At 62.1% G+C, this 19,924-nt stretch carries 18 protein-coding genes; 1 reads left to right on the top strand and 17 read right to left on the bottom strand.

Annotation, left to right across the window (positions count from 1 at the left end; genetic code table 11):
* Positions 1 to 2 precede the first annotated feature (2 nt).
* From MAIT1_RS10050 to nifE, 16 genes are all read right to left on the bottom strand, one after another.
* Entirely contained in the window at positions 3 to 1,079 is a 1,077-nt protein-coding gene (locus MAIT1_RS10050) for an FIST signal transduction protein (RefSeq protein WP_198947860.1), read from the bottom strand.
* An 85-nt stretch (positions 1,080 to 1,164) separates the two neighbouring features.
* Entirely contained in the window at positions 1,165 to 4,926 is a 3,762-nt protein-coding gene (locus tag MAIT1_RS10045) for a hybrid sensor histidine kinase/response regulator (RefSeq protein ID WP_158089414.1), read from the bottom strand.
* Between the two features lie 104 nt (positions 4,927 to 5,030).
* Positions 5,031 to 7,235, bottom strand: coding sequence for an O-linked N-acetylglucosamine transferase, SPINDLY family protein (locus tag MAIT1_RS10040; RefSeq protein WP_085442146.1), 2,205 nt, complete (start codon positions 7,233 to 7,235; stop codon positions 5,031 to 5,033).
* A 98-nt stretch (positions 7,236 to 7,333) separates the two neighbouring features.
* Complete coding sequence (locus MAIT1_RS10035; RefSeq protein WP_085442145.1) at positions 7,334 to 8,245, bottom strand: chemotaxis protein CheX; 912 nt, start codon at positions 8,243 to 8,245, stop codon at positions 7,334 to 7,336.
* A 136-nt stretch (positions 8,246 to 8,381) separates the two neighbouring features.
* Positions 8,382 to 9,284, bottom strand: coding sequence for a TauD/TfdA family dioxygenase (locus MAIT1_RS10030; RefSeq protein WP_085442144.1), 903 nt, complete (start codon positions 9,282 to 9,284; stop codon positions 8,382 to 8,384).
* A 114-nt stretch (positions 9,285 to 9,398) separates the two neighbouring features.
* Entirely contained in the window at positions 9,399 to 9,707 is a 309-nt protein-coding gene (locus tag MAIT1_RS10025; RefSeq protein ID WP_085442143.1) for a hypothetical protein, read from the bottom strand.
* 106 nt (positions 9,708 to 9,813) lie between these two features.
* The gene (locus MAIT1_RS10020; RefSeq protein WP_085442142.1) at positions 9,814 to 10,005 is read right to left on the bottom strand and encodes a CCE_0567 family metalloprotein; all 192 of its coding nucleotides are present in this window, start codon (positions 10,003 to 10,005) and stop codon (positions 9,814 to 9,816) included.
* A gap of 19 nt (positions 10,006 to 10,024) precedes the next feature.
* Complete coding sequence (locus MAIT1_RS10015) at positions 10,025 to 10,636, bottom strand: hypothetical protein (RefSeq protein ID WP_085442141.1); 612 nt, start codon at positions 10,634 to 10,636, stop codon at positions 10,025 to 10,027.
* On the bottom strand, positions 10,633 to 11,004 hold the full coding sequence (locus MAIT1_RS10010) for a 2Fe-2S iron-sulfur cluster-binding protein (RefSeq protein WP_085442140.1): 372 nt from the start codon (positions 11,002 to 11,004) through the stop codon (positions 10,633 to 10,635). Before MAIT1_RS10010 ends, MAIT1_RS10015 begins: the two co-directional genes overlap by 4 nt.
* A 42-nt stretch (positions 11,005 to 11,046) precedes the next feature.
* On the bottom strand, positions 11,047 to 11,571 hold the full coding sequence (locus tag MAIT1_RS10005) for a nitrogen fixation protein NifZ (protein WP_198947859.1): 525 nt from the start codon (positions 11,569 to 11,571) through the stop codon (positions 11,047 to 11,049).
* Between the two features lie 49 nt (positions 11,572 to 11,620).
* On the bottom strand, positions 11,621 to 12,802 hold the full coding sequence (nifV, locus tag MAIT1_RS10000) for a homocitrate synthase (protein ID WP_085442139.1): 1,182 nt from the start codon (positions 12,800 to 12,802) through the stop codon (positions 11,621 to 11,623).
* A 38-nt stretch (positions 12,803 to 12,840) separates the two neighbouring features.
* Entirely contained in the window at positions 12,841 to 13,152 is a 312-nt protein-coding gene (fdxB, locus tag MAIT1_RS09995) for a ferredoxin III, nif-specific (RefSeq protein ID WP_085442138.1), read from the bottom strand.
* Between the two features lie 28 nt (positions 13,153 to 13,180).
* On the bottom strand, positions 13,181 to 13,642 hold the full coding sequence (locus MAIT1_RS09990) for a NifX-associated nitrogen fixation protein (RefSeq protein ID WP_085442137.1): 462 nt from the start codon (positions 13,640 to 13,642) through the stop codon (positions 13,181 to 13,183).
* A 60-nt stretch (positions 13,643 to 13,702) separates the two neighbouring features.
* Positions 13,703 to 14,185 (bottom strand): nitrogen fixation protein NifX, encoded by a 483-nt coding sequence (gene nifX / locus MAIT1_RS09985; RefSeq protein ID WP_085442136.1) that lies wholly within the window; start codon positions 14,183 to 14,185, stop codon positions 13,703 to 13,705.
* Complete coding sequence (gene nifN, locus MAIT1_RS09980) at positions 14,151 to 15,557, bottom strand: nitrogenase iron-molybdenum cofactor biosynthesis protein NifN (RefSeq protein ID WP_085442135.1); 1,407 nt, start codon at positions 15,555 to 15,557, stop codon at positions 14,151 to 14,153. Before nifN ends, nifX begins: the two co-directional genes overlap by 35 nt.
* 12 nt (positions 15,558 to 15,569) lie before the next feature.
* Positions 15,570 to 16,946: a nitrogenase iron-molybdenum cofactor biosynthesis protein NifE gene (nifE, locus tag MAIT1_RS09975; RefSeq protein WP_085442134.1), complete on the bottom strand. Its 1,377-nt coding sequence runs from the start codon at positions 16,944 to 16,946 to the stop codon at positions 15,570 to 15,572.
* Positions 16,947 to 17,249: 303 nt separating this feature from the next.
* Here nifE and MAIT1_RS09970 point away from each other — a divergent pair, with 303 nt between their 5' ends.
* The gene (locus MAIT1_RS09970) at positions 17,250 to 19,091 is read left to right on the top strand and encodes a hypothetical protein (RefSeq protein WP_085442133.1); all 1,842 of its coding nucleotides are present in this window, start codon (positions 17,250 to 17,252) and stop codon (positions 19,089 to 19,091) included.
* 18 nt (positions 19,092 to 19,109) lie between these two features.
* Here MAIT1_RS09970 and MAIT1_RS09965 read toward each other — a convergent pair whose 3' ends face one another.
* Positions 19,110 to 19,670, bottom strand: a complete 561-nt coding sequence (locus MAIT1_RS09965) for a hypothetical protein (protein WP_143814768.1) — start codon at positions 19,668 to 19,670, stop codon at positions 19,110 to 19,112.
* Positions 19,671 to 19,924: the final 254 nt, after the last annotated feature.

Raw genomic sequence — 19,924 nt, 5'->3', positions numbered from 1 at the left:
GCTTACCCTTCGTTGAGATAGGCGATGGTCATGGTCTGGTTGTGCAGCTTGCAATCCATCAGATCGCTGAAGGGGTTGATCTCGCCATAGGAGTAGAAACCGGTGGCCACCGCGCCGTCGGGCAGGGCGTCGAGTACGCTCTCCACCTCCTCGTCGACCTGATCGCCCATCACCAGCTTACGCCCCACGCAACTCACCAGAATGGCCAGACCGCCGCTATCGGCCTGCGCGCCTTTCATGGTCAAGCGCGCCGCCTCTTCGGCGCCGTCCAGCAGCCCATCCACATTTGCGTGCATCAAGCGCAACATGCCGTCCTGAACCACATCCCCGGCCAGCACCAGGGAGCCGCTGGCTTCATCCACGCTGAGGATGGTGCGAATCAACCCCTGTTCGCCGCCTTTGCCGGTCATCTCAAATGGGAACAGCAGCCCCGAGGCGGGCAACTGCTCGGCGTATTCGCCCAGATAGCTTTTGTAGATGTTGAGCGCCGGTTCGCCATCCAGTTCATACAGAATATTGCCTTCGCTGCGCGTCACCCGGCGCTCCGGCCCAAACGGCGACCAGCCGCCATAGGAGCCGTGGCTGAACTGCAGCGCATCGCCATACAGCCCCAGCAGCGCCACGCCGCGGGGATCGAGCGCCTCATCACACACCGTCAGGGTGCGCGTGAACTGGCCGCCATCGCCCGCCAGGCCGCCGGAGAGCGGGATGCCGCCGCCCAGAGCCGTGCTCACCCCCTGGATCAACGCCGAGCCATTCACCTCCACCCCCGGGGCGTAGATCAGCACCGCTTTGAGCCCCTCCGTGGGAAGCATCTCGCCCACCCGTTTGCCCGCCGCCTCCGAGTCGCCGATATCGGCGATGGCGTCGGCGCACAGCGCCACCGAGACCGACGCAAACCGCACCGCCGTGACCACACATGAGCCGTCGCTGACATCGCGACCGTCAATCTCGCCCGCCGTGGAGCAGCCGATCAGTTTGACAGAGGGCGCCGCCGCGCGCAGCGCGGCATGGAATCCGCCCGCTTCGAGCATCGTCACATCGCCAAACACAAACGCGATTTGGGGATCGATGGCCATCAGAGCGGAAAAATCCCATCCCGCGGCGTCATTTGCTGCAAAACTCTGCTGTTTGATCTGCATCCGCCCCCCCGTCAGGGAATTATTATTGTGTTGATTCAAGGGAACCTTTTGTCAGTTGATCGTGCAACTTGTCAGCCCGAGGCGCCGCCTCTTTGAGCTTATAACGACACACCAGTCGATACAAAGCCTCGATTTCGCCCTTCAGCGGCTCCGGCGGCGACAGCGCCAGCAAAGCCTCCGCTTGCACCCGCGCGGGTTTGGCCCGCCGCGCGCCTAATGACTCACGCAGCGACTCGACCATCTCCAGCGCCTGCGCCCGACTCCACGCGCCCTCCGCCGACGCAGACTGCGTCTCGGCGTCATTGAGCGCCTGCGCCTGCTGCCTCAGCGCCGCCAGCGGCGCAGCCAGAGACTCGGCCAAGATCCGCGTCTGCGCCAGCGCCGCCTGGAGGTCCGGTTGCGTTTGTTCGGCAAGCTCTTCGATACGACCCGCCGCCTGCGCCACCGCATCGAGGCCTAATGCGCCGCTTAACCCTTTGAGGGTGTGGGCCGCGCGCGCCGCCTCCCGCCACTGGGCTTGGTTTACGGAATCATCAATGCGCTGCGCCACATCGTGTTGCCCTTCAAGGAAGCCGCGCAACATTTTACGCATCAACCCCACGCTGCCATTGGCGGAGAGTTTCAGGCGTTCTGGATTAACGCCGGGGATGCTGGCGATCACCGCCTCCAGCGCCGCGTCCGATTGCGTGGATGACAATGGGTTATAATCAGCGCCAAGCGCGTTTACCGCCTCTTCGCCGCACAACACCTGCGCCAGGGTCTGGTACAACAACACCGGCTCAATGGGCTTGCTCACGTGGTCCAACATACCCGCTTCCAGACTCTTACGCCGGTCACCTTCCATGGCGTTAGCGGTCATGGCGATGATAGGCGGCGGCGACTTCAACTTCTGCATCAATTGCCCGCAGGCGGCGTATCCATCCAGAGTGGGCATCTGGATATCCATCAAAATGACGTCAAACTCCTCCTGCAAGCCCAACTCCACCGCCTTCTGGCCATGCTCGGCCACCGTCACCTGCATGCCCGCCATCTCCAACAGCTCCACCGCCACCTGTTGATTGAGCCGATTGTCCTCAGCCAGCAGCGCGCGTTTGCCGCGCAAGCAGAGTGGAGGCGGCGCCCCCCCCATGGGATCCCGCCGCAGCGGCGAGCGCGGCGCGTCTTCGCCATTGAGCAGGGGGTAGATGGCGTCAAACAGATCCGATGGCGTACTGGGTTTGAGCAGCGCCGCCGTCAACGGCGCATCCCCCAGACGCTCGGCGATACTCTCCTGTCCGCGCGCGCCATACAGCGCCACCAGCGCAGGCTTGGGCGTGGTCATGCGCTTGCGGTAAGTGAGCAGATGCGATAGCGCGCCAGCTTCCACAGCGTCAAAATCCACCACCCACAGCGCGCCTTCGCGCCCGGGGGGGATGCTCACCTGGGCGCCGTCGGCCAACGCCTCCTCGGCCACGGTAACGCCGAAACTGCGCAGCATCTCCGCATAGTTGCGTCGTGAAGAGTCGTTGGGGATCGCCAAGCGGGCGCACGCCTCGATATCGGTATGGAAATCCGGCGCGCGACCATTCTGCGGATCGCGCTTAAGCGGCAGCCACAGGATAAAACGACTGCCGCTTCCCGGCTTACTCTCCACCTCGATATCGCCCCCCATCAGCTCAGCCAGACGGCGACTGATGGCCAGCCCCAAACCGGTGCCGCCAAAACGCCGCGCCGCGCTGCTCTCCACCTGGGAGAAGGACTGGAACAGCCGCGCCATCTGCTCCAGATTCATGCCGATGCCAGAATCGCGCACCGAGAACGCCACCACCGGGCCATCGCCCCGCTCCAGAGGCTCAATGACGATGGCAATCTCTCCCTGCGGGGTGAATTTCACCGCATTACTGAGCAGATTGAGCAGAATCTGATTGATGCGCAGCGGGTCGCCCAGGTAGTGGGAGGCGAGGCTGGGGTCGCGATTGAGGGTCAGCTCCAGCCCCTTCTCGTCAGCCAGCAGCGACACCATGGCCAATAGATCGCGAATCAGAGCGTCCAGATTGAAGGGGATGCGCTCCACCTCCAGCTTGCCCGCTTCGATTTTGGAGAAGTCCAGAATGTCATTGATGATGCGCAGCAGCGACTGCGCCGAGGCGTGGATCTTGCGCAGATAGTCCCGCTGCCGCGCATCAACCACACTCTGCAACGCCAGATGGCTCATGCCGATAATGGCGTTCATGGGGGTGCGGATCTCATGGCTCATATTGGCCAGAAAGTGACTTTTGGCGTTATTGGCCTCTTCGGCCATCCGCCGCGCCTGCTCCAGCGCCTCCTGCGCGGCGCGCCGTTCGGTGGCGTCGCGCATCACCGCGGTGAAATAGCGCCGCCCCCCATTGACCCAGATAGAAACGGTCATCTCCACCAGGAAGCGCTCGCCATCGCTTTTGACCGCTTCAAACTCGCGCACCCGCCCCTCATGGGCCAACGCCCCCTGCATCACCGCGTGGACGAAGCCCGCATCGTGCTCGCCATGGCGCTCGGTGGGGATGAGCATGGTCAGCGGTTTGCCCAAGGCGGCGTCGGCGGCGTAGCCGAAAAAGCGTTGCGCCGCCGGGTTCCAAAAGCGAATCAATCCGTCGTCGCTGACGGTGATAATGGCGTCGTGTGCCGACTGCGCCACCTGGCGGAAGCGCGCTTCGCTCTCGCGCAGATTGCCCTCCGCCGCCAGCCGTTCGGAGATATCGCGGAAAGTGAGCACTGCGCCGCTCACACGCCCCTCTTCAAGCACCGGGTGGGCGCCATACTCCACCGGAAAGTGGCCGCCATCCTTGCGCCAGAACCACTCGCCGGTGATCTGCCGCGCGTGTCCGATCAGCGCGCCGCCCACCGGACACTCGGCGGCGGGATAGGCGGAGCCATCGGGCCGGGTGTGATGGGTCAACTCATGGATGCGCTCACCCAACAGCTCGTCACGGCTCCAGCCGAGCATCTGACAGGCGCTGTCATTGACGAAGGCAGCGCGCCCCTGGTCATCCAAGCCGATGATCCCCTCGCCCACCGCATTGAGCAGCAACTCATTGCGCTGATGCAGGGCGAAGATCTGCATATTCTGATGTTTGAGAATCTTCTCGGCGTGGCGCACCGCCACCACCAGCAGCAGCCACACACAGCCGAAGGCGGCGGTGAGCATCAGGCCGATATCCAGGGTCTGGCGTTTGAGATCCGCCACAAAGTCGGTGAAGTCGCTATAGACCTCAAACACCCCTTTGAGCTTGCCGCTCTCCAGATCGTTGACCGGGATGAAGGTCTCCAGCACATAGCGGTCGCGCAGCGGGCCATACAGCGCGGCGAAGGTTGCGCGCTTGCCATATTTGGAGGAGGGCAGACGCCATTTGACCGCGCGCTCAAATCGCGCCACGCCCACTTTACTCTCGCCAATCTGATTAAATTCACTGGAGAAGAGCGTCAGGCCATCGGGGGAGTAGATCTTGACCTTGATGACTTGGGAGTCATGCAGAATCTTCAGCAACTCCACATACACCGCCTGCTTCTGCGGCCGCGCCTTCTGCTTGGCGCCATCGCGGTCGGGGGGCGGGGTCAGATAGTCGGCGTAGCGCGGCCACAGCGTCTCGGTGAGCAAGCGCGCCAGCGCCACATTGCCCTGCTCGGCCATGCGCACATGGCTATCGATCTTACTGTTCCAGAACAGCAGCACCATGGGGATGCTGAGAATCAAAAACGCCAATGCGCTCACCAATGCAAAATAGCGCGTGATTTGAAACTCGCGAGCGATGCGTTTGCCTCTGAACATGGCCACCCATCCGCTGTGCGCCACGATTCCCATAGGCGCAGGATTTATGAGTCAGATATGCTGCATTTTTCGCAGCATAGCATGAGCGTTAGGGCAAAAGCCATTCACCCTTGAAGGGGGCGGGAGTGCGCCCAAACTCGCCAGGCTCGGCGATAGTGCGCCTGGGCGGCGCGAACATAGGCGGGGCCGTCGCCCAACGGCGAGGCGTCAAACGCTGGGCGCAACAAATGACGCTCGCGCGCCAGCAGCTTGATGTCGCTGGCCAAGCGGCGCGCGATGTCCACGTAAGCGTCGGCGTCGTCGGCGATCCACGCCTCCCGACCCAGAGCGCGCAACAGTGACGCGCTGGTGCGGCTGAACGGGACGGCGCCGCGCAGCGCCGCCACAGGAACCCCCATGCGCAGCGCCTCCATGACGCCCACGCCACCGTTTTGCGGAAAGGCGTCCAACAGGATATCCACCCGCCCCAAAGCGCGCAGATGGCTCTGCCGGTCGCCGCCGCCGAGAAAATCGAGTCGCGCCGGATCAATCCTCTGTGCAGCGAACAGATCGCTCACCTGTTGACGCAAAGGCTCGCTCTCCCAATCCGGCCCCTTGAACAGTAGATGGGCGGTGGGGGCCAGACGCAGCAGGCGCGCCCACAAGGCATAGCATTCCGGCGTATTCTTCACTGCGCGATGAAAGGCGCCGAAGGTGATGTGACCGTTGAGCACGCACGGCGGCGGCGCCGGGTCCGGCATCGGCTCCAGATCGCTCAAGTGCAGCACACAGGGCAGATCGGCGATGCGCTCGGCATAGTGCGCGCGCGGGGCGGCGGGCAACCACTCGGGATCCGCCAGCAGCCAATCCACCGCCCGCAGGCCGGTTCCGCCCGGGTAGCCCCAACCACTCATCTGCACTGGCGCCGGTTTGCGCGCCAGCACGCCCAAGCGCCTCCCCCGACTGTGGCCGGAGAGATCCACCAGAATATCGATGCGGTCATCCTGAATACGCTGCGCCAGGGCGTCGTCGTCCAGCCGCCACGCCTCGACCCAGTCGGCGCAACAGGCCGCCAGCCGCTGGCTGATCTCATCGCGCTGCGCATTGCCCGCGTAGGCGATGAGGGTAAATTGCTCCGGATCGTGATGCAGAAACAGGCTAGCGAAGACAAACGCGGCGGAGTGGCGGCGCAGATCCGCCGACAGATAGCCGATGCGCAGGGGGCGTTCGGGATTCCGGTCATTGGCGTGATGCGGCCAGCGCGCCATCCAGGGGTCGCCATGAATCGCCGCCCAGTCGCGCCGCGCCGCCTGCAGACGCGCCACCGACTCGGACTCGGTCAAATCCAGGGCGAACACCCGGTTGAGCAGCGCCTCGGCGTGTTGCGGATCGGCTTTGAGCGCCTGCTCATAGCAGGCCAGCGCCTGGGATGGCTGATTCATCTCCCGCAACAGCAGGCCCAGATTGTTCCAGGCGTCGGCATAGCCGATCTCCAGCGTCACCGCCTGCGCGTAGCAGGCGCGCGCCGCCTCCAATCGGCCAGACTGACGCAACGCATTGCCCAAATTGTTGTGCGCCTGCGGATGCTTCGGGTCCAGCTCCAACGCAGTGCGCAGCGCCTCTTCCGCCGCCGACCATTGGCTGCGCGCCAGATGCAGATTGCCCACAATCAACGCCGCTTCGACATCGCGGCGCGCCAATTCGGCCAACGCCGGGGGAAGCGCCTCATCCGACGCCCGCGCCGCCGCCATCCCCCCCCACGCCAACAACGACTGCCGATGTTCCGGCGCCCGCGCCAACGCCCTCTCCAGCGCCTCTTGCGCCGCCGCCAAACACCCGGCGTCGCGCAGCGTTATCGACAGATTATAGGGCCCCAACGGCGACTGCGGCGCAGCCTGAGCGGCGCGTTCATAGCACGCCTGCGCCGACTCCAACCGCCCCTGGGCGCGGTGCAGATTGCCCCAATTCAGCAGCGCTGCCTCGTGGTTTGAATTGGCCTCCAGCGCGCGCGCAAACGCCGCCTCGGCGCCGGGCGCATCGCCACAGGCTGACAACGCCGCGCCCCAGTGGGTCAGCAGGTCGGGGTTGCGCGGCGCCAGTTCCACCGCGCGCGCCAGCAGCGCCGCCGCCTCCCCCGGGCGACTCTGCGCCAGCGCCGCTGCGCCGCCATAGAACCACCCCTCCAGGCGCGCGGGCGCGCTGCGGCGCAACACGGCGCTCAGCTGCGCGGCCTCATCCCAGGCGCCGCGCTGGGCCGCCTGCGCCACGCGCTGCGTCAGCGCGCGCTCAGAGGCGGCGGCGTCTGGCGGTGTGCCGGGGGTATGTGCCATACCATCCACGCCGAAAGGAGCGCGCCGAAGCGCATTGTTGGGAGCAAAGAAAGGACAACGGACAGGCTACGCGCCGTTGCAGGCGCGTGGTTGGACGATCAGTTGGCCGAGAAGAAACCCTCAACCAGGAAAGGACCGTGAGCAGTCATGAAGTACTGTTTGACGCTGAGCAGATCGCTCTGATAGATCACGCCGTAATCCCGCCCCACAATCACCGTGGGCGGGGTCAGATTGATGTTCTCGTAGTCTTCCGACAGCCGCGTCTGCACGCCGCCGCCGATCATATTGGCCAGCTCGCCCAGTGCGTCGATGGTGGTGGGGTGGCGCAACGCCTCCAGCTCCTCCCCCGCCAGCGCGCCCGCCAGCGACAGCGCGGTATGCTCCGGGGTGGAGAAGTGAATGCCGCCTTGGATGGCGCCGTTGAAATTGACCACTGCAGTCACCTCCGCCTCGGGCGGCGCGTACTCATCATACTCCGGTTTGACCACCACCGGCCCCTCCTGCAACTCCTCCATCAGGAAGGCGATGAACACCTCATTGACCGCATCGGTGATATGCGTGGCCATCTCCTCGCGCATAAAGCCCATATGCACGATGGTCATCTCATTATCGGCGTTGCGGCCCAGCTCGCCCAACAGCGCTTTGGGGGTATCCACATGGGACAGCAGCAGCTTTTTAAACCCGCGGTAGTTCTTGCTGCTGGCTTTGATCAGGCGCAAGCCCACCCCGTCGGGGGCAAAGCGCGCAAAGCGTCCGACCAGGTACACATAGCGCGGCTCAAACCCCTCGCCGCAGTCCACCACGATTTCGCACTCCTCACCCATCGGACAGTCGGGCGCGGCCTCACCTTCCAGGTAGACGCTGGAGAAGCTGATGTTGCGACTCACCCCCATATAGGACTGCTCGGAGCCAAACCGCAACTCAATAGGCAACTGCAACGGCAGCCGCGTATTGATGCGTTTCTCCAGATCCTGGGTGGTTTTTTCGGCTTGGTCGACGCTCTCTTCCATCTTAACCGACGATCCTTTCCGTCAACTGCGCGTCAGGCGAAGGGATATGGCAGTTATGCGGATTTTTCGAGACATACGCAACCCCCTTCCTTGCGAATTTCCCAAATTCTCCACACACACCGGCAGCATGCTGCGACTATTCAACCACGGGAACCGGCTGGTGGTAGCGTGCGCGATAGAGAATGCGTTCGCTGCCTTCAGGACTCTGCGCAAACGCCGCCCGCGTATGCAGGGGGTTATTGCTGATCAGCCCCTGTCCCGCCTCCAGCCGGGTCTGCGCATGCCACGGCGTGTCGCTGTTCATCAACTCCGTCAACGCTGCGCGCGCAGCCGCCAACGTGGCGTCCTGTTTCCAGGAGATGGATTTGGTGCGCGCGGTGTAGCGCATATGCAGCCGTCCATCGGGCTGAACCGAAAACACCGGCCCCACCCGCTCAGGACGCGCGATGCGCTCGCCCTCCATGCGCGGCGGGATGCTCATCGCCTCCTCATCCATGAAGGCGCGGATAAAGTCGGGATCTTTATCGCGCAGCAGAATGTAGGCGATCTCATGATCGAGCAATCGGTTTTCGCCGCCGCTGGGCGCTTGTCGTTGGCAATAGAGGGTGAGTCCGCGCACTTGGCGATCTGCGGGATTATAATAGCCATCGGTATGCCAACCGATGGCCGACGCGCGGTAGGGAATGTAATCCTGGAACTGCGCCTTGGAGGCGCCGCCTGGGGTCAGCGCGGAGACGCCTTGATCATCGGCCGCCTCATTGCGATCCAGATCGCTCACCCCCAGTTGCGCCATCATGCCGGGCATGGGGTTGACGTCGCCCAGTCGCTCCGGCTGCGCCACCGCCACCAGCGCCATATTGGCCCGCGCGCACAGTTGCAGAATCTTACCCCGCTCCGCATCGCTCAGATGCGCCGGGTCGGCCACCTCCACCAGCAACTCTCCAGGCTGCGGATAACGGGCCAGTTTCTGATCGCGCCAGCGTTGGTACGCGCCATCATCACCCAAGGCGAACGGACCTTGGGAAGCGTGCACATGCATTCTATTCCCCTCTCCTGCTCTTCCTGCAAAAGCGTCTTGCACTTGCACAGAGCATAGCAGGATGGACAGGGGAATTCTGGGGAGAATCGCAGCCCCGTGAAGAGAGCGGCCCGATCAGTTGGGCGACGCCATCACGCCAAGCTCTTCGTAGACCTCATCGAGGAACACGCGGCGCTGAATCGGTTGGCTGAACAGCTCCACCGCCTGGGGGTCGGAGGCCAGGAATTGACCGGCGGCGTGGATCAACAGCTTGGAGAAGGTCTGTTTGTTAAACGGACTCGGCGTGGCCACCAGTTTCACCACCTCCAGAAACAGCGCCTGAATCTCCGCCGCCTTGGCCACGGGGTCCACCACGATCAACTCTTTACCGTGTTTTTCCAGCAGATTCAGATAGTCCTGTTTACTCACTTCAGAGGCGGTCATGACGGGCTCCAGCGGGGGGGGGATGGTTGGGAAAACAAAATCGCCGCGCGCAGGCTGGTTGAGAGACCCGCCTACGCGCGGCGAAATATTCAGCAGCTTGAGAAACTTACAGATTGTTCTCAGCTTGGAAGGCTTTGGCCTTTTCGCAGGCGGCGACCAAGTCTTTACTCAGCTCCGGCAGGCGATCGTACTCGCTCCACAACGTATCTTCCACCACGTCATGGATTTCGCCCGCCAACTCGGAGGCCAGGCGCTTGAGTTTGGCCAACTGCTTTTTCAACTCTTTTTCATCAGACACGATCTTAACTCCTCTTGCGTCACTTTTCCGGCAAATCACACGGATCCGCTTCACGAGTCGACAGACCGGTTTCGAACTGGTCAAACTCCAGCGGCTCTTCGCCGGGCATCAGATCGCTCAGATACTCTTTGAAGCAGCGCTCGCGATAGCGCTCCAAAGAGGCTTCGTCGCTCTCTTGCGCAGGGCCTGTGACGCCATCCAGTTCAAACCGCGCCCACGCCGCCATGGCGGCGATTTCGCTTTCACCGGCCCACGGATGACCGCCGCCCACCTCTTCAAAGTGCCCCTCATCGTCCACCCGCAGAACCCAAAACGCACTCTGCAAGCCGACCTCTTCGGGGGTTTTGCCAATCCAGTCGAGCTTCTTCAACGTCTCGGCGTCAACCACGCAGGTGGCGGTCCACTCGCGCGCTTGCGCCGGTTCGTAGGTGAAGTGCAGCGCGCCCGACTGGCTGGAGGTGAACTTATGGTAATCCGTGGCCGGCGCCTCCTGAATCAGCTTGCGCTGATAGGCGACAAAACGACCATTGCGGAACCCCACATGAAGCGAATACTCCGGCTTGGCCGCCGGGTCCGGCTCCGCCTTCGGCTGCGCCGCAGGCACAATGGGGATCACGCCAATACCGCTCACGGCGCTTCGCCCGCTTCGCCGTTGAAGGTGACGATGATGTCTTCGTCGCGCACGATGTACTGGCAGGCCAGACGGTGCGACGGCGCAATATCACGCACTTCAGCGTCTTCGATCTCGGCGTCGGTGAGCAGCTTCTTCTCTTTGAGGATCTCTTTTTCCTTGTCGGTCAGCGCGGAGCCCATTTTCTGGTCTTTGCTCAACAGGCTGACTTTGATCACGCAGGAGCCGCACTCACCATCCTGGCAATCAAACGGGATCTTGATCTTGTTCTTTTCCGCGATGGACAGCAGCGTCCCATTGTGACCGGCCACGGCGTAGACGGTTTTGTCGTTGGACATGGACGGCGAGGTAAAGGTGATATTGGGCATTACGGCACTCCTCTAATGGGATGATGGATTCACAACTTGGGATTACGCGCCAAGCGGCGCCGGGCGGTCGAGCACGCCCACATACTCTTCGGTGTACTCGCGACGACGCTCCTCGGCAATCTCCGGCGCTTCGGTCAAGGCGCGCTCGGGGATGCGAAAGTGACGCTCGCCAAACTGCACCGTATAGGCGACCTTTTCAGGGTTCTCATCGTGGATCTCCTCCACTTCGCCCACTTCGCCTTCCGCCACCAGCACCTCTTCGCCACGGGCCAGGGTGATGATGGGCATGACGCGATCGCGCTTGTCAAACACGGTCTCCACCCAGGGCTCTTCGGCGTCCTGCAACTCCTGCTCGCGACAGCCAACGCGCAGGTCCATATCGATGAAGTGCACCTCGTAGATCACCTGATCCTGCAGGAAGGTGCCCACATTGCGAACATAACCCAACGCGCCGCGGGGAGCCAGCTTCTCGCCAGGACGACGGCCGGGGAAGGTGCCATCGTTGCGAATGGCGCGAATCAAGCGCACCTGCTGGCCATATTCAAATTTCTGGTCGATCATATCCATGGGAACTCTCCTGCGGGGTGGGTCGGCGTGAATGGGCCCGAATGGGCGATCAGGCGGCCTGTCCGGCGGCGTCCAACAGCGCGTCGCGCTGCCGGGCTTCGGAGTAGGCCTGGTGGAATTGACGCATGCGCTCGGCGTCGGGCGCATGCTTGTGCAAGCTCACATAGTGGCGGATGGCCCCCAGCAACGCCAGGGCCTCGGCGCGGTCGATGAACAGACCGATATTGGCGTAGGCGTTGACCACGCCCTGGCTGCCGGAGTGTTTGCCCAACACCAGTTCGTGGGCGCGGCCCAGCAGCGCCGGATCGACGCCTTGATAGTTGCGCGCATCCTTGAGCAGACCATCTACATGGATGCCCGACTCGTGCATGAACACGGCGCTGCCCACCAAACTCTTCTGGCACGAGAGCTGCCGCCCGGAGGCGCGCTCCACATAAGCCGACAGGTATTGCAGGCGGTCGGCGGCCACGCCGGTCTCCACGCCGTGGATGTTCTTCAGGCCCACCGCCACCTCTTCCAGCGGGGCGTTGCCCGCGCGCTCGCCCAGCCCGTTCACCGTGGTGTTGGCGTGGGTGGCGCCGCCGCGAATGGCGGCCAGGGTGTTGGCGGTGGCCAGTCCCAGGTCGTCATGGGCGTGGATCTCCAGATCGATATCCAGAGCCGCGCGCAGACGTTGGAACTTCTCATAGGTGGCAAAGGGATCGAGAATGCCCAGGGTGTCGGCGAAACGCAGACGCTCGGCCCCGGCGCGCTGGGCGATCTCGCCCACGCGGATCAGAAAGTCCATGTCGGCGCGCGAGGCGTCTTCGCAGCCCACCAGGACATTCAATCCCATATCCCGGGCGCGGGCGGTCTGGGTGGCCACTTGGCCCAACACCCAGGCGCGATCCCGGTTTAACTTGTGACGGATCTGCTGGTCAGAGACGCTGATGGAGAGATCCACCAGATCCACCCCCAGATCCTGACTCAACTGCATATCGTCGGCGCGCATGCGGCCCCAGGCCACCAGACGCGCATTCAAACCCAAATCGGCGATGGCGCGAATCGATTCGCGCTCCTCTTCGCCCATGGCGGGAATCCCCACTTCCAGCTCCGGCACCCCCGCCTGGTCCAGCAGGCGGGCGATCTCCAACTTCTCTTCCAGCGTAAAGGCCACGCCAGCGGACTGTTCGCCATCGCGCAGCGTGGTGTCATCGAGAATGACGGGACGGTCGATGAAATTGTCGGACATGGGGGGGGCTCTCCCGCTCCAGGGCGTCGAGGAAACGATTACGCAGCGATCTGCATCGGCGCGTGGGTGTGGCAGTTCTTCGGGCACACACGCGAGCAGGAGGCGCAACCAATGCAATCATCGGCATTGGAGATGGTCATGACGTAAGCCACATCATCATCAAAATCGTCATCATCATCCATCAGATCGTCTTCCAGATCCAACTCGTCACGCTCGACCAGTTCGAACACGTCGCGGGGGCACACTTTGTAGCAGCGCCCGCAACCGATGCAGTTCTTATGGTTGAGGGTCTCCACATACTCGGGGGTCCACTCTTCGCCGCCACGGGTCAACGCGGTCATCACTTCCATTATTCGTCTCCTGGTTGCGCAGCGGGCCTTACAGCTCCGCCACCTCTTTGAACTGGCCGATGCGGCCCAGCGCCACATTGAGAAGCTTGTCGGCGTCATCCTTCATCTTCGACAACGACTCGAAGCTGAAGCGATGCACGTCGCGCACGTTGCGGTCCACCGCCACCAGCGCGCCGACGATGATCAGAACCGAACCGAAACCCTCGTGGGAGATGTTCACCACCGGGCGCGCCATCAAACCGCACTCCTGCTCGATGAGCATGGCGATGGCGTTGTAGTAGGCGCCCACACGCGACAGCGTGATGGGATCGGGATCGCCCACCACGGGGATCTCTTTGCGCTGCGCCTTGGTCATGATGAACGGCTTGAGCAGATCCTGGGGATTCAACTTGTCCTGCACGCCATAGGTGTCCAGGGCGCGCATCTGCTTGACCATCTCCTGCACAAACGCCGACTCGTAAATCGGATCATCAACTGCTGCGTCACTCATTGTCTGTCCTCATCTCCGAAGAAGTGGGGCGCGCCCCAGAATTATCGTTATGGTTGCTGATCACTCTTCCCAGGACTCTTCGAGCATATCCTCAAAGCGTCCCGGATCGCGGCGCGACTCGGCGTCGGCGGCGCGACGCATCCAGGGGGCGGGATCCCCCTGCATGCTGTGCTGGATGTCGCGGATCAGGGATTCAATCTGCGCGCTGTGCTCCAAACGCACCGGATTCACCCCCCGCGCCAGCATCTGTTTGGCCGCCGAGCCGCCCACCGCCAGGCAGTAGACCGCTGCGCATCCTTCCAACGCCGCCAGCCGCACCGGCAGCTTGTTCTCGTTGCCGTCCATCGCCTCACTGGCGAATTCGGCCACCTCTTTGAGGCTGGCCGCCTCAGGGTCGATATCGTAGATGGCCAGTTGGCGGGTGGCGCCGAAGTGCTGATTGACCTGTTTCAGATCATCGGTGGCGAATGCGACCTGCAAGCCCATGGCGGCCTCCTGTACGCTGTGATTAATGACGCGCAGCCGTCTGGAGAGGATGGCCATGGGGTGTCGTCTCCTGATTGTCAGCCTCGGCGTTATAGACAGAGCGATACGGCGCAACGTTGTGCATCTCGCGATGCATCAATTGATTGGCCAGCTCGAACAGGGCATCGCGGGCGCCGCGATAGCCGATCCAGCTTTTGGTCTGGGCGCCGATCCAGTCATACACCGGCATGCCGCAGCGCAGCGCCGCCAACCCCATCTCAGCGGCCAGATCGGCGACGTGGGTGTTGCCGATGAGCAGATCCGCGCCGTGCTTGTTGACCAGATCCTCCAGATCCTCCAGATCGCCGATCTTGACCTGGGCGTAGCTGCTCTCCTTGAGCCCCAGGGAGCCGGTGGAGGTGACGGCGGCGGTGACATTGGCGCCCACCTCGTCCAACAGCCCCTTCCAGGCGATCAGATGATCGGGATCGGAGGCGATGGCCACGCGGCGGTGGGTGAGGAAGAAGTGGGTGTCGAGCATGCAGTCCTGCAACTGACGGCGCTGCCGGTCGTACTTGGCCGGAACCGGCTGACCGCTCAGTTTGTGCAGCGCCATCAACAGCTCGTCGGTGGCTTTCATGCCCATATGCCCGCTCAGACGGGTGTGAGGCAGACCGGTCTTCTCCACCATCAGATTGGCCGAGTAGTCCTGGGTTTCGCCGAAGGAGATCAGCCCCAACGCCTGATGCGCGGTTTCGAAATCCTCAATGGTGGCGCCATCTTCGCTCACCGGGTTGAACTTGGCGTCGCCCAGGTGGCCATCCAGGGAGACCGACAGATCGGGAATGGCCACCGGCTCCAGCCCGAAATCCTCCACCATCTCCTTGAGGACCTCCACATCGGCGGGGGTCATGTGGGCGCTGGGCATCAGAATCACGCGACGGGTTTTCGGCGCGCTGGCGTCGGCGGCGTTGGGCACCAGATCCCGCACGCAGGCGCCCAGCACGTGGGCGTAGCCGGTCTCCAGGGAGCCTTTGAAGTCCGCCGTATTCACCGCCACCACACGGCAGTGGGCCAAATCGGGATTCTGCTCGCGGAAGTCCTTGACCACGCGATGGATGTCGGCGCCCTGGCACTCGGACAGACCGGTGGAGAGCAGGGTGATCAGCCTGGCCTTGCCCGCTTTGGCGAGCACGCCCAGACCTTCGTGAATATTCTCATCGGCGCCCATCACCGTGCTGACCTGATCCATGGCGGTGGTCTGCAGCGGGATCGGCTCGCGGAAGTGGCGCACGAAGAACACTTTGGCGAAGGCGGTGCAGCCTTGGGAGCCGTGCAGCATGGGGATCGCTTTGGACAAGCCCAGGGTCGCCAGGGAGCCGCCCACCGGCTGGCTCGATTTCGCCGGACGCACTGCCAAAGCTTTGTTGCGTTTGATCATTTCAGCCATTGGTCGCGCTCCTTACTGGTCCCACGGGGCTTTGGAGGTCACCGATTCCCAAATGGGGCTCTCCATGGTGTGGCACAGTTGGCGCGCCAGTTCGATCATGCCGTCATACCCGGCATAGGCGTATTCACGCTCCTGATTGATATCCAGGAACGGCAGGCGCCCTTTGAGCGCGGTGTACATGTTGCGCCCGCCCGCCATCAGCAAATCCGCCTTCTGCTGCGCGGCCACGTCCAGCAACGCCTGGGGCTTGCCATCCTCCAGCATGATCGCCTCATCGCCCATCAACTCCTTGATGCGCGCCTTGTCGTCTTCGGTGGACTTCTTGGTGCCGGTGGCCACCACGGTCACGCCCAGATCCTGCAGCGCCGAGACCACCGACCACGACTTCACGCCGCCGGTATACAGCAGCACGCGCTTGCCGGTCAGGCGCTCGCGCCAGGGCTTCAGCGCTTCGTGGATGCGCGCCTCTTCGCGGGCGATCACCGCTTCGGTGCGCTCGGTGAGGCTGGGGTCGTTGATGATGCGGGCGAACTGGCGCAGGGCGTCGGAGACGTCGCGCACGCCGTAGAAGCTGCCCTCGAACCAGGGCACGCCGTAGGACTCCTCCAGTTTGCGCGCCACATTGATCAGCGCTTTGGAGCAGACCAGCATGCTGGCCTCGGCGCGGTGCATGGTCTGCACTTCGCCAAAACGGGCGTCGCCGGAGAGGCTGCACAGCAGGCGCAGGCCCAACTCGTCGAACAGCGGCAGCACGTTCCAGAACTCACCGGCAATATTGAATTCGCCAATCAGGCTGATGTCGTGGACTTGGATGCCGTCCCGCTGCAGATGCGTCGGCACCGGGTCGGGCTCGCGGGTGCCGATGACGTGCTTGACCATGGTTTCGCCGGCGATGCGGTTGCCCAGGTTCTTGGTGCCGTAGAAACCGGCGGAGTCCACTGGAACCACCGGCACGCCGAACTTTTCCGAGGCGATTTGGCAGGCGGCGTCCAGATCGTCGCCGATGAGGGCCGGGATGCAGGTGTTGTAAACGAACACCGCTTTGGGGTTGTAGCGCTGCACCGCCTGTTTGATGCCGTGGATGAGGCGCTTTTCACCGCGCCCCATGATGATGTCCTGCTCGGTCAGGTCGGTGGTCATGCCCAGTTTGTACAGGGCCGGACCCGAGGAGCGCGCGCCGCGTCCATCCCAGGAGCTGCCCGCGCAAGCGATGGAGCCGTGGGTGATGTGGGCCACGTCGCCCAGGGGAAACAGGGTGATCATCGCGCCGTCGTAGCTGCACCCACCCGCCGCCGCCCCCGGTTTGGGTTTGGCGCAGCCCGATTTGGACTTGGTGTTGTGTTCGCAGGCCGGTTCGTCCAGCAACTCGGCGATCTCAGCGGGTTTCATCAGATGCTCTCCCGGTACGGCGAAATGTCGGATGCCAACGCCCATCACCACAGGCGCTGCTCACGGCTTCCCTACCGCAACCGGAATGCCAATTTTATCTCATTGTATTTGCACGTTTTTATTGAACACAAACAATGTCGCAAAAACGCCATTGCCCACGCTTTGTCGCATTTGCGACATCAACTTATACTTTTATGATTCGTAGTGAAATTGATTTAATTTCACTTTTATGATATTTTTATGATTCTATTCGCAGAGCGTCCACCCCGACGCCCCCAGCCCGATTTTTTCAGGAGAGACACGATGTACCCAACAAACCGTTTTTTCACATGGGAAGAGATGCAGGAGGATCCCGACCTGCGCCGCCAGGCCGAGCAGATGTACGTCGATTTGCGCGGCCCGGCGTTGGCCGAGAAGATCACCTACCCAGGCGCGCATCCAATCACCCAAGGCAACCTCAAAGCGCGCGGCGAGTTTCAATCGGCCAATCTGCTGGATCAGCAGACCTTCAACACGGTGGCGGCCAACATGGCCGGGCAGCGCGCCGACGACCAGGGCGTGGTCATGGGCTATGAAGGGCCCTCCACGCGCGACAGGGAGGGAATTCGCCTCACTTACACCGATGAGAATGTCCCGCCTGTGGGGTGGGATGACCCCACGCCGCGCGGCCACTTTGCCGGCGCGCAGGCGCCTGCTGTTCCGGCGCAGGTTCCCGAAGAGACGCTGGCCGCCGCGCTGCCGCACCTGGCGCGCCCCGGTTGGCCCGGCGCCGCTCCCGCAGCGCCTTTGCAGCAAGCGGGCGCCCAGGGCGGCGCGCCTGTCGCTCCCAGCCACCCGTTTGCTCCACAGACTCAACCCAACGCACAGCCGCCTGCTGCGCCCGTCCCGTTGAATGATCTCTCCGCCTACAAACCGCCACTGCCGTTTGCGCCCACCGCGCAGCAAGCGGCTGTACAGCCCGCTCCCAACCTCGCCGCCGCCAAGCCGCCGCTGCCGTTTGCGCCCACCGCGCCACAGCAGGCCGCGCCACAGCCAAGCGCGCCGACGCCCGACCTTTCAGCTTACAAGCCGCCGCTGCCGTTTGCCTCGGTGACGCAACCGGCCACCACGCCCGCCGCCCTCCCCCCACAGGCGAATGGGAGTCTGCTCCAGCCTGGCGCCAGAGCGCCTGCGCTGGCGCAAGAGCAGCTCTTCAACATGATGCAGATGGCCACCCTGCAGCCGGGCTCCGCCGAACATCAGGCGTTGCAGAATCGGCAGCAGGAGATCGCCGCACAGATGCAGCCCCCGTCGAACAGTCTGGAGGATCTTTTACAGCAACCGCAACGCCCGTGGGATGGCGATATTCGTCCAGCGCCCAGTCAATTTGAGGAGTTCCGTCAGGATGCGCGGGACGCCATTGGCGGCGTGTGGGACGGCGCGACTTTTGGACAGTTCTCCGAATGGATGAACAGCGGTGAAAACGGACCGCGCGTGCGGACGGACACGCCGCTCTATCAAGGCGCGCGCGATATCTCTGATGTCGCCACGCTGTTTGTTGGCGGCGCGGGATTGCTCAAAGGCGGGGCCAAATTAGGCGCGTGGAGCGCCGAGCAGGCAGGCAACTGGCTCCCCAGACTCCTCAATACCGGCGCTTACATTGCGGAAACCGCCGGTGAAAACGCACTGCTGGATGCCTCAAAGCGGAGCGCAGAGATCTTGACCGGACAGAATACTACCGATGCGCAAGGGCAACCGGCTCACGGCCTGCCTGCTGAAGTCAAAGCGATGGCGGACGCCACTTTAGCCGCCGACGCCCAGGGCCAACGCAATATTGGAAATACTCAGCAAGCCGCCAGACTTGACCGCACAGGGAAACAACTCAGCTATGCCAACGCAACATTAGCCTATAACGACGCCATTGCCGCAGGAAAATCCCGCACAGAAGCTTCTGGAGAGTTCGCCAAAGCGCTTCTTGCAGACAAATTGGGGGAGAAAGCACTCCAACTAACTGAAAAATATTGGCGGGTCCTCCCTAACCCTCTTGAGAAGGGTATTGGAGCTGGGCTCACAAGCTGGATTGGCTCTAAAGCGACAAACAGCTTGTTATCTGATTCACCAAACAACGAGTACGAAGAGGAGTATGGATATTATGTAGCACCATAAACACGTGATTGGCGGGAGCTACTCTGTTGGCTCCCGCCATCCAAAAAAAGTCGTAACAGAAAGAGGAATCAAAGACAACTGAAATAAAAAATGTGATCCTAGATGCTGAGCATAAAACATATGATCTGTGGAATATGCCCCAATATTTGACAAAGCCCCTCCATGCTCTTGTGATGCGTCACTAAACCCAAAATATAAAGGGATAATCAACAACAGGTATGGCATCCACTTATCCCACCACCACTCACCTTTATTTATATGATAAACATCACGCCACTCTTCATGAAAAATTAGTACGATAAAATGAACAAATGTGATACCCAGCGTGATGCAAAGCATCAGAAATTTCACTTGGTAAACAATATGCCCATAGAGTGAGTATTGCTCCCAACCAGGCAGATCCCATACGGATTTGGTCAATACGCGAATCTTCTCCAGCCACCCCACCCACGGCTCACTGGTGGGATAGAAATAGACTAACCACGTAATCATGCCAAACTGCAATGCGTAGCCCGTATAGACAATCCAGTTCTCTGGCTTGTTATGCAGCGGATAGTTGGCTGGGTGCTTTTTCATCACATAACCACACAATATTGGCAGCAATTATTACAGGACAGGCGCTTTCCAGGCACAGCCACATAAAAGCATCGCGCCGCGCCCAGTTTAACACTTCATCTGTCACTAGAAATACATCAATTTACACGACTCACACAGCAGTCAGTTCTTACCAGAGACAACAATCAATGAATAAAGCCACCATATTACGCCATAGACAACATGGGCGGGAGCTACTCTACACGCTCCCGCCCACCACACACAATCGTTACAGCATA

It is taken from the genome of Magnetofaba australis IT-1, from assembly GCF_002109495.1.
Taxonomy (GTDB): Bacteria; Pseudomonadota; Magnetococcia; order Magnetococcales; family Magnetococcaceae; genus Magnetofaba; species Magnetofaba australis.
The sequence above is the reverse complement of the archived record's forward strand: the minus strand, read 5'-3'. Positions and strand labels throughout refer to the sequence as shown.

What these genes read in the sequence shown, in the direction of transcription:
- nifV (WP_085442139.1), bottom strand. Translation starts at nt 12,802, where the DNA reads ATGTCCGACAATTTCATCGACCGTCCCGTCATTCTCGATGACACCACG.
- MAIT1_RS10040 (WP_085442146.1), bottom strand. Translation starts at nt 7,235, where the DNA reads ATGGCACATACCCCCGGCACACCGCCAGACGCCGCCGCCTCTGAGCGC.
- MAIT1_RS09970 (WP_085442133.1), top strand. Translation starts at nt 17,250, where the DNA reads ATGTACCCAACAAACCGTTTTTTCACATGGGAAGAGATGCAGGAGGAT.
- MAIT1_RS10025 (WP_085442143.1), bottom strand. Translation starts at nt 9,707, where the DNA reads ATGACCGCCTCTGAAGTGAGTAAACAGGACTATCTGAATCTGCTGGAA.
- MAIT1_RS09990 (WP_085442137.1), bottom strand. Translation starts at nt 13,642, where the DNA reads ATGAGTGACGCAGCAGTTGATGATCCGATTTACGAGTCGGCGTTTGTG.
- MAIT1_RS10050 (WP_198947860.1), bottom strand. Translation starts at nt 1,079, where the DNA reads ATGGCCATCGATCCCCAAATCGCGTTTGTGTTTGGCGATGTGACGATG.
- fdxB (WP_085442138.1), bottom strand. Translation starts at nt 13,152, where the DNA reads ATGGAAGTGATGACCGCGTTGACCCGTGGCGGCGAAGAGTGGACCCCC.
- MAIT1_RS10005 (WP_198947859.1), bottom strand. Translation starts at nt 11,571, where the DNA reads ATGGATATGATCGACCAGAAATTTGAATATGGCCAGCAGGTGCGCTTG.
- nifN (WP_085442135.1), bottom strand. Translation starts at nt 15,557, where the DNA reads ATGGCTGAAATGATCAAACGCAACAAAGCTTTGGCAGTGCGTCCGGCG.
- MAIT1_RS10010 (WP_085442140.1), bottom strand. Translation starts at nt 11,004, where the DNA reads ATGCCCAATATCACCTTTACCTCGCCGTCCATGTCCAACGACAAAACC.
- MAIT1_RS10030 (WP_085442144.1), bottom strand. Translation starts at nt 9,284, where the DNA reads ATGCATGTGCACGCTTCCCAAGGTCCGTTCGCCTTGGGTGATGATGGC.
- MAIT1_RS10045 (WP_158089414.1), bottom strand. Translation starts at nt 4,926, where the DNA reads ATGTTCAGAGGCAAACGCATCGCTCGCGAGTTTCAAATCACGCGCTAT.
- MAIT1_RS10035 (WP_085442145.1), bottom strand. Translation starts at nt 8,245, where the DNA reads ATGGAAGAGAGCGTCGACCAAGCCGAAAAAACCACCCAGGATCTGGAG.
- nifE (WP_085442134.1), bottom strand. Translation starts at nt 16,946, where the DNA reads ATGAAACCCGCTGAGATCGCCGAGTTGCTGGACGAACCGGCCTGCGAA.
- nifX (WP_085442136.1), bottom strand. Translation starts at nt 14,185, where the DNA reads ATGGCCATCCTCTCCAGACGGCTGCGCGTCATTAATCACAGCGTACAG.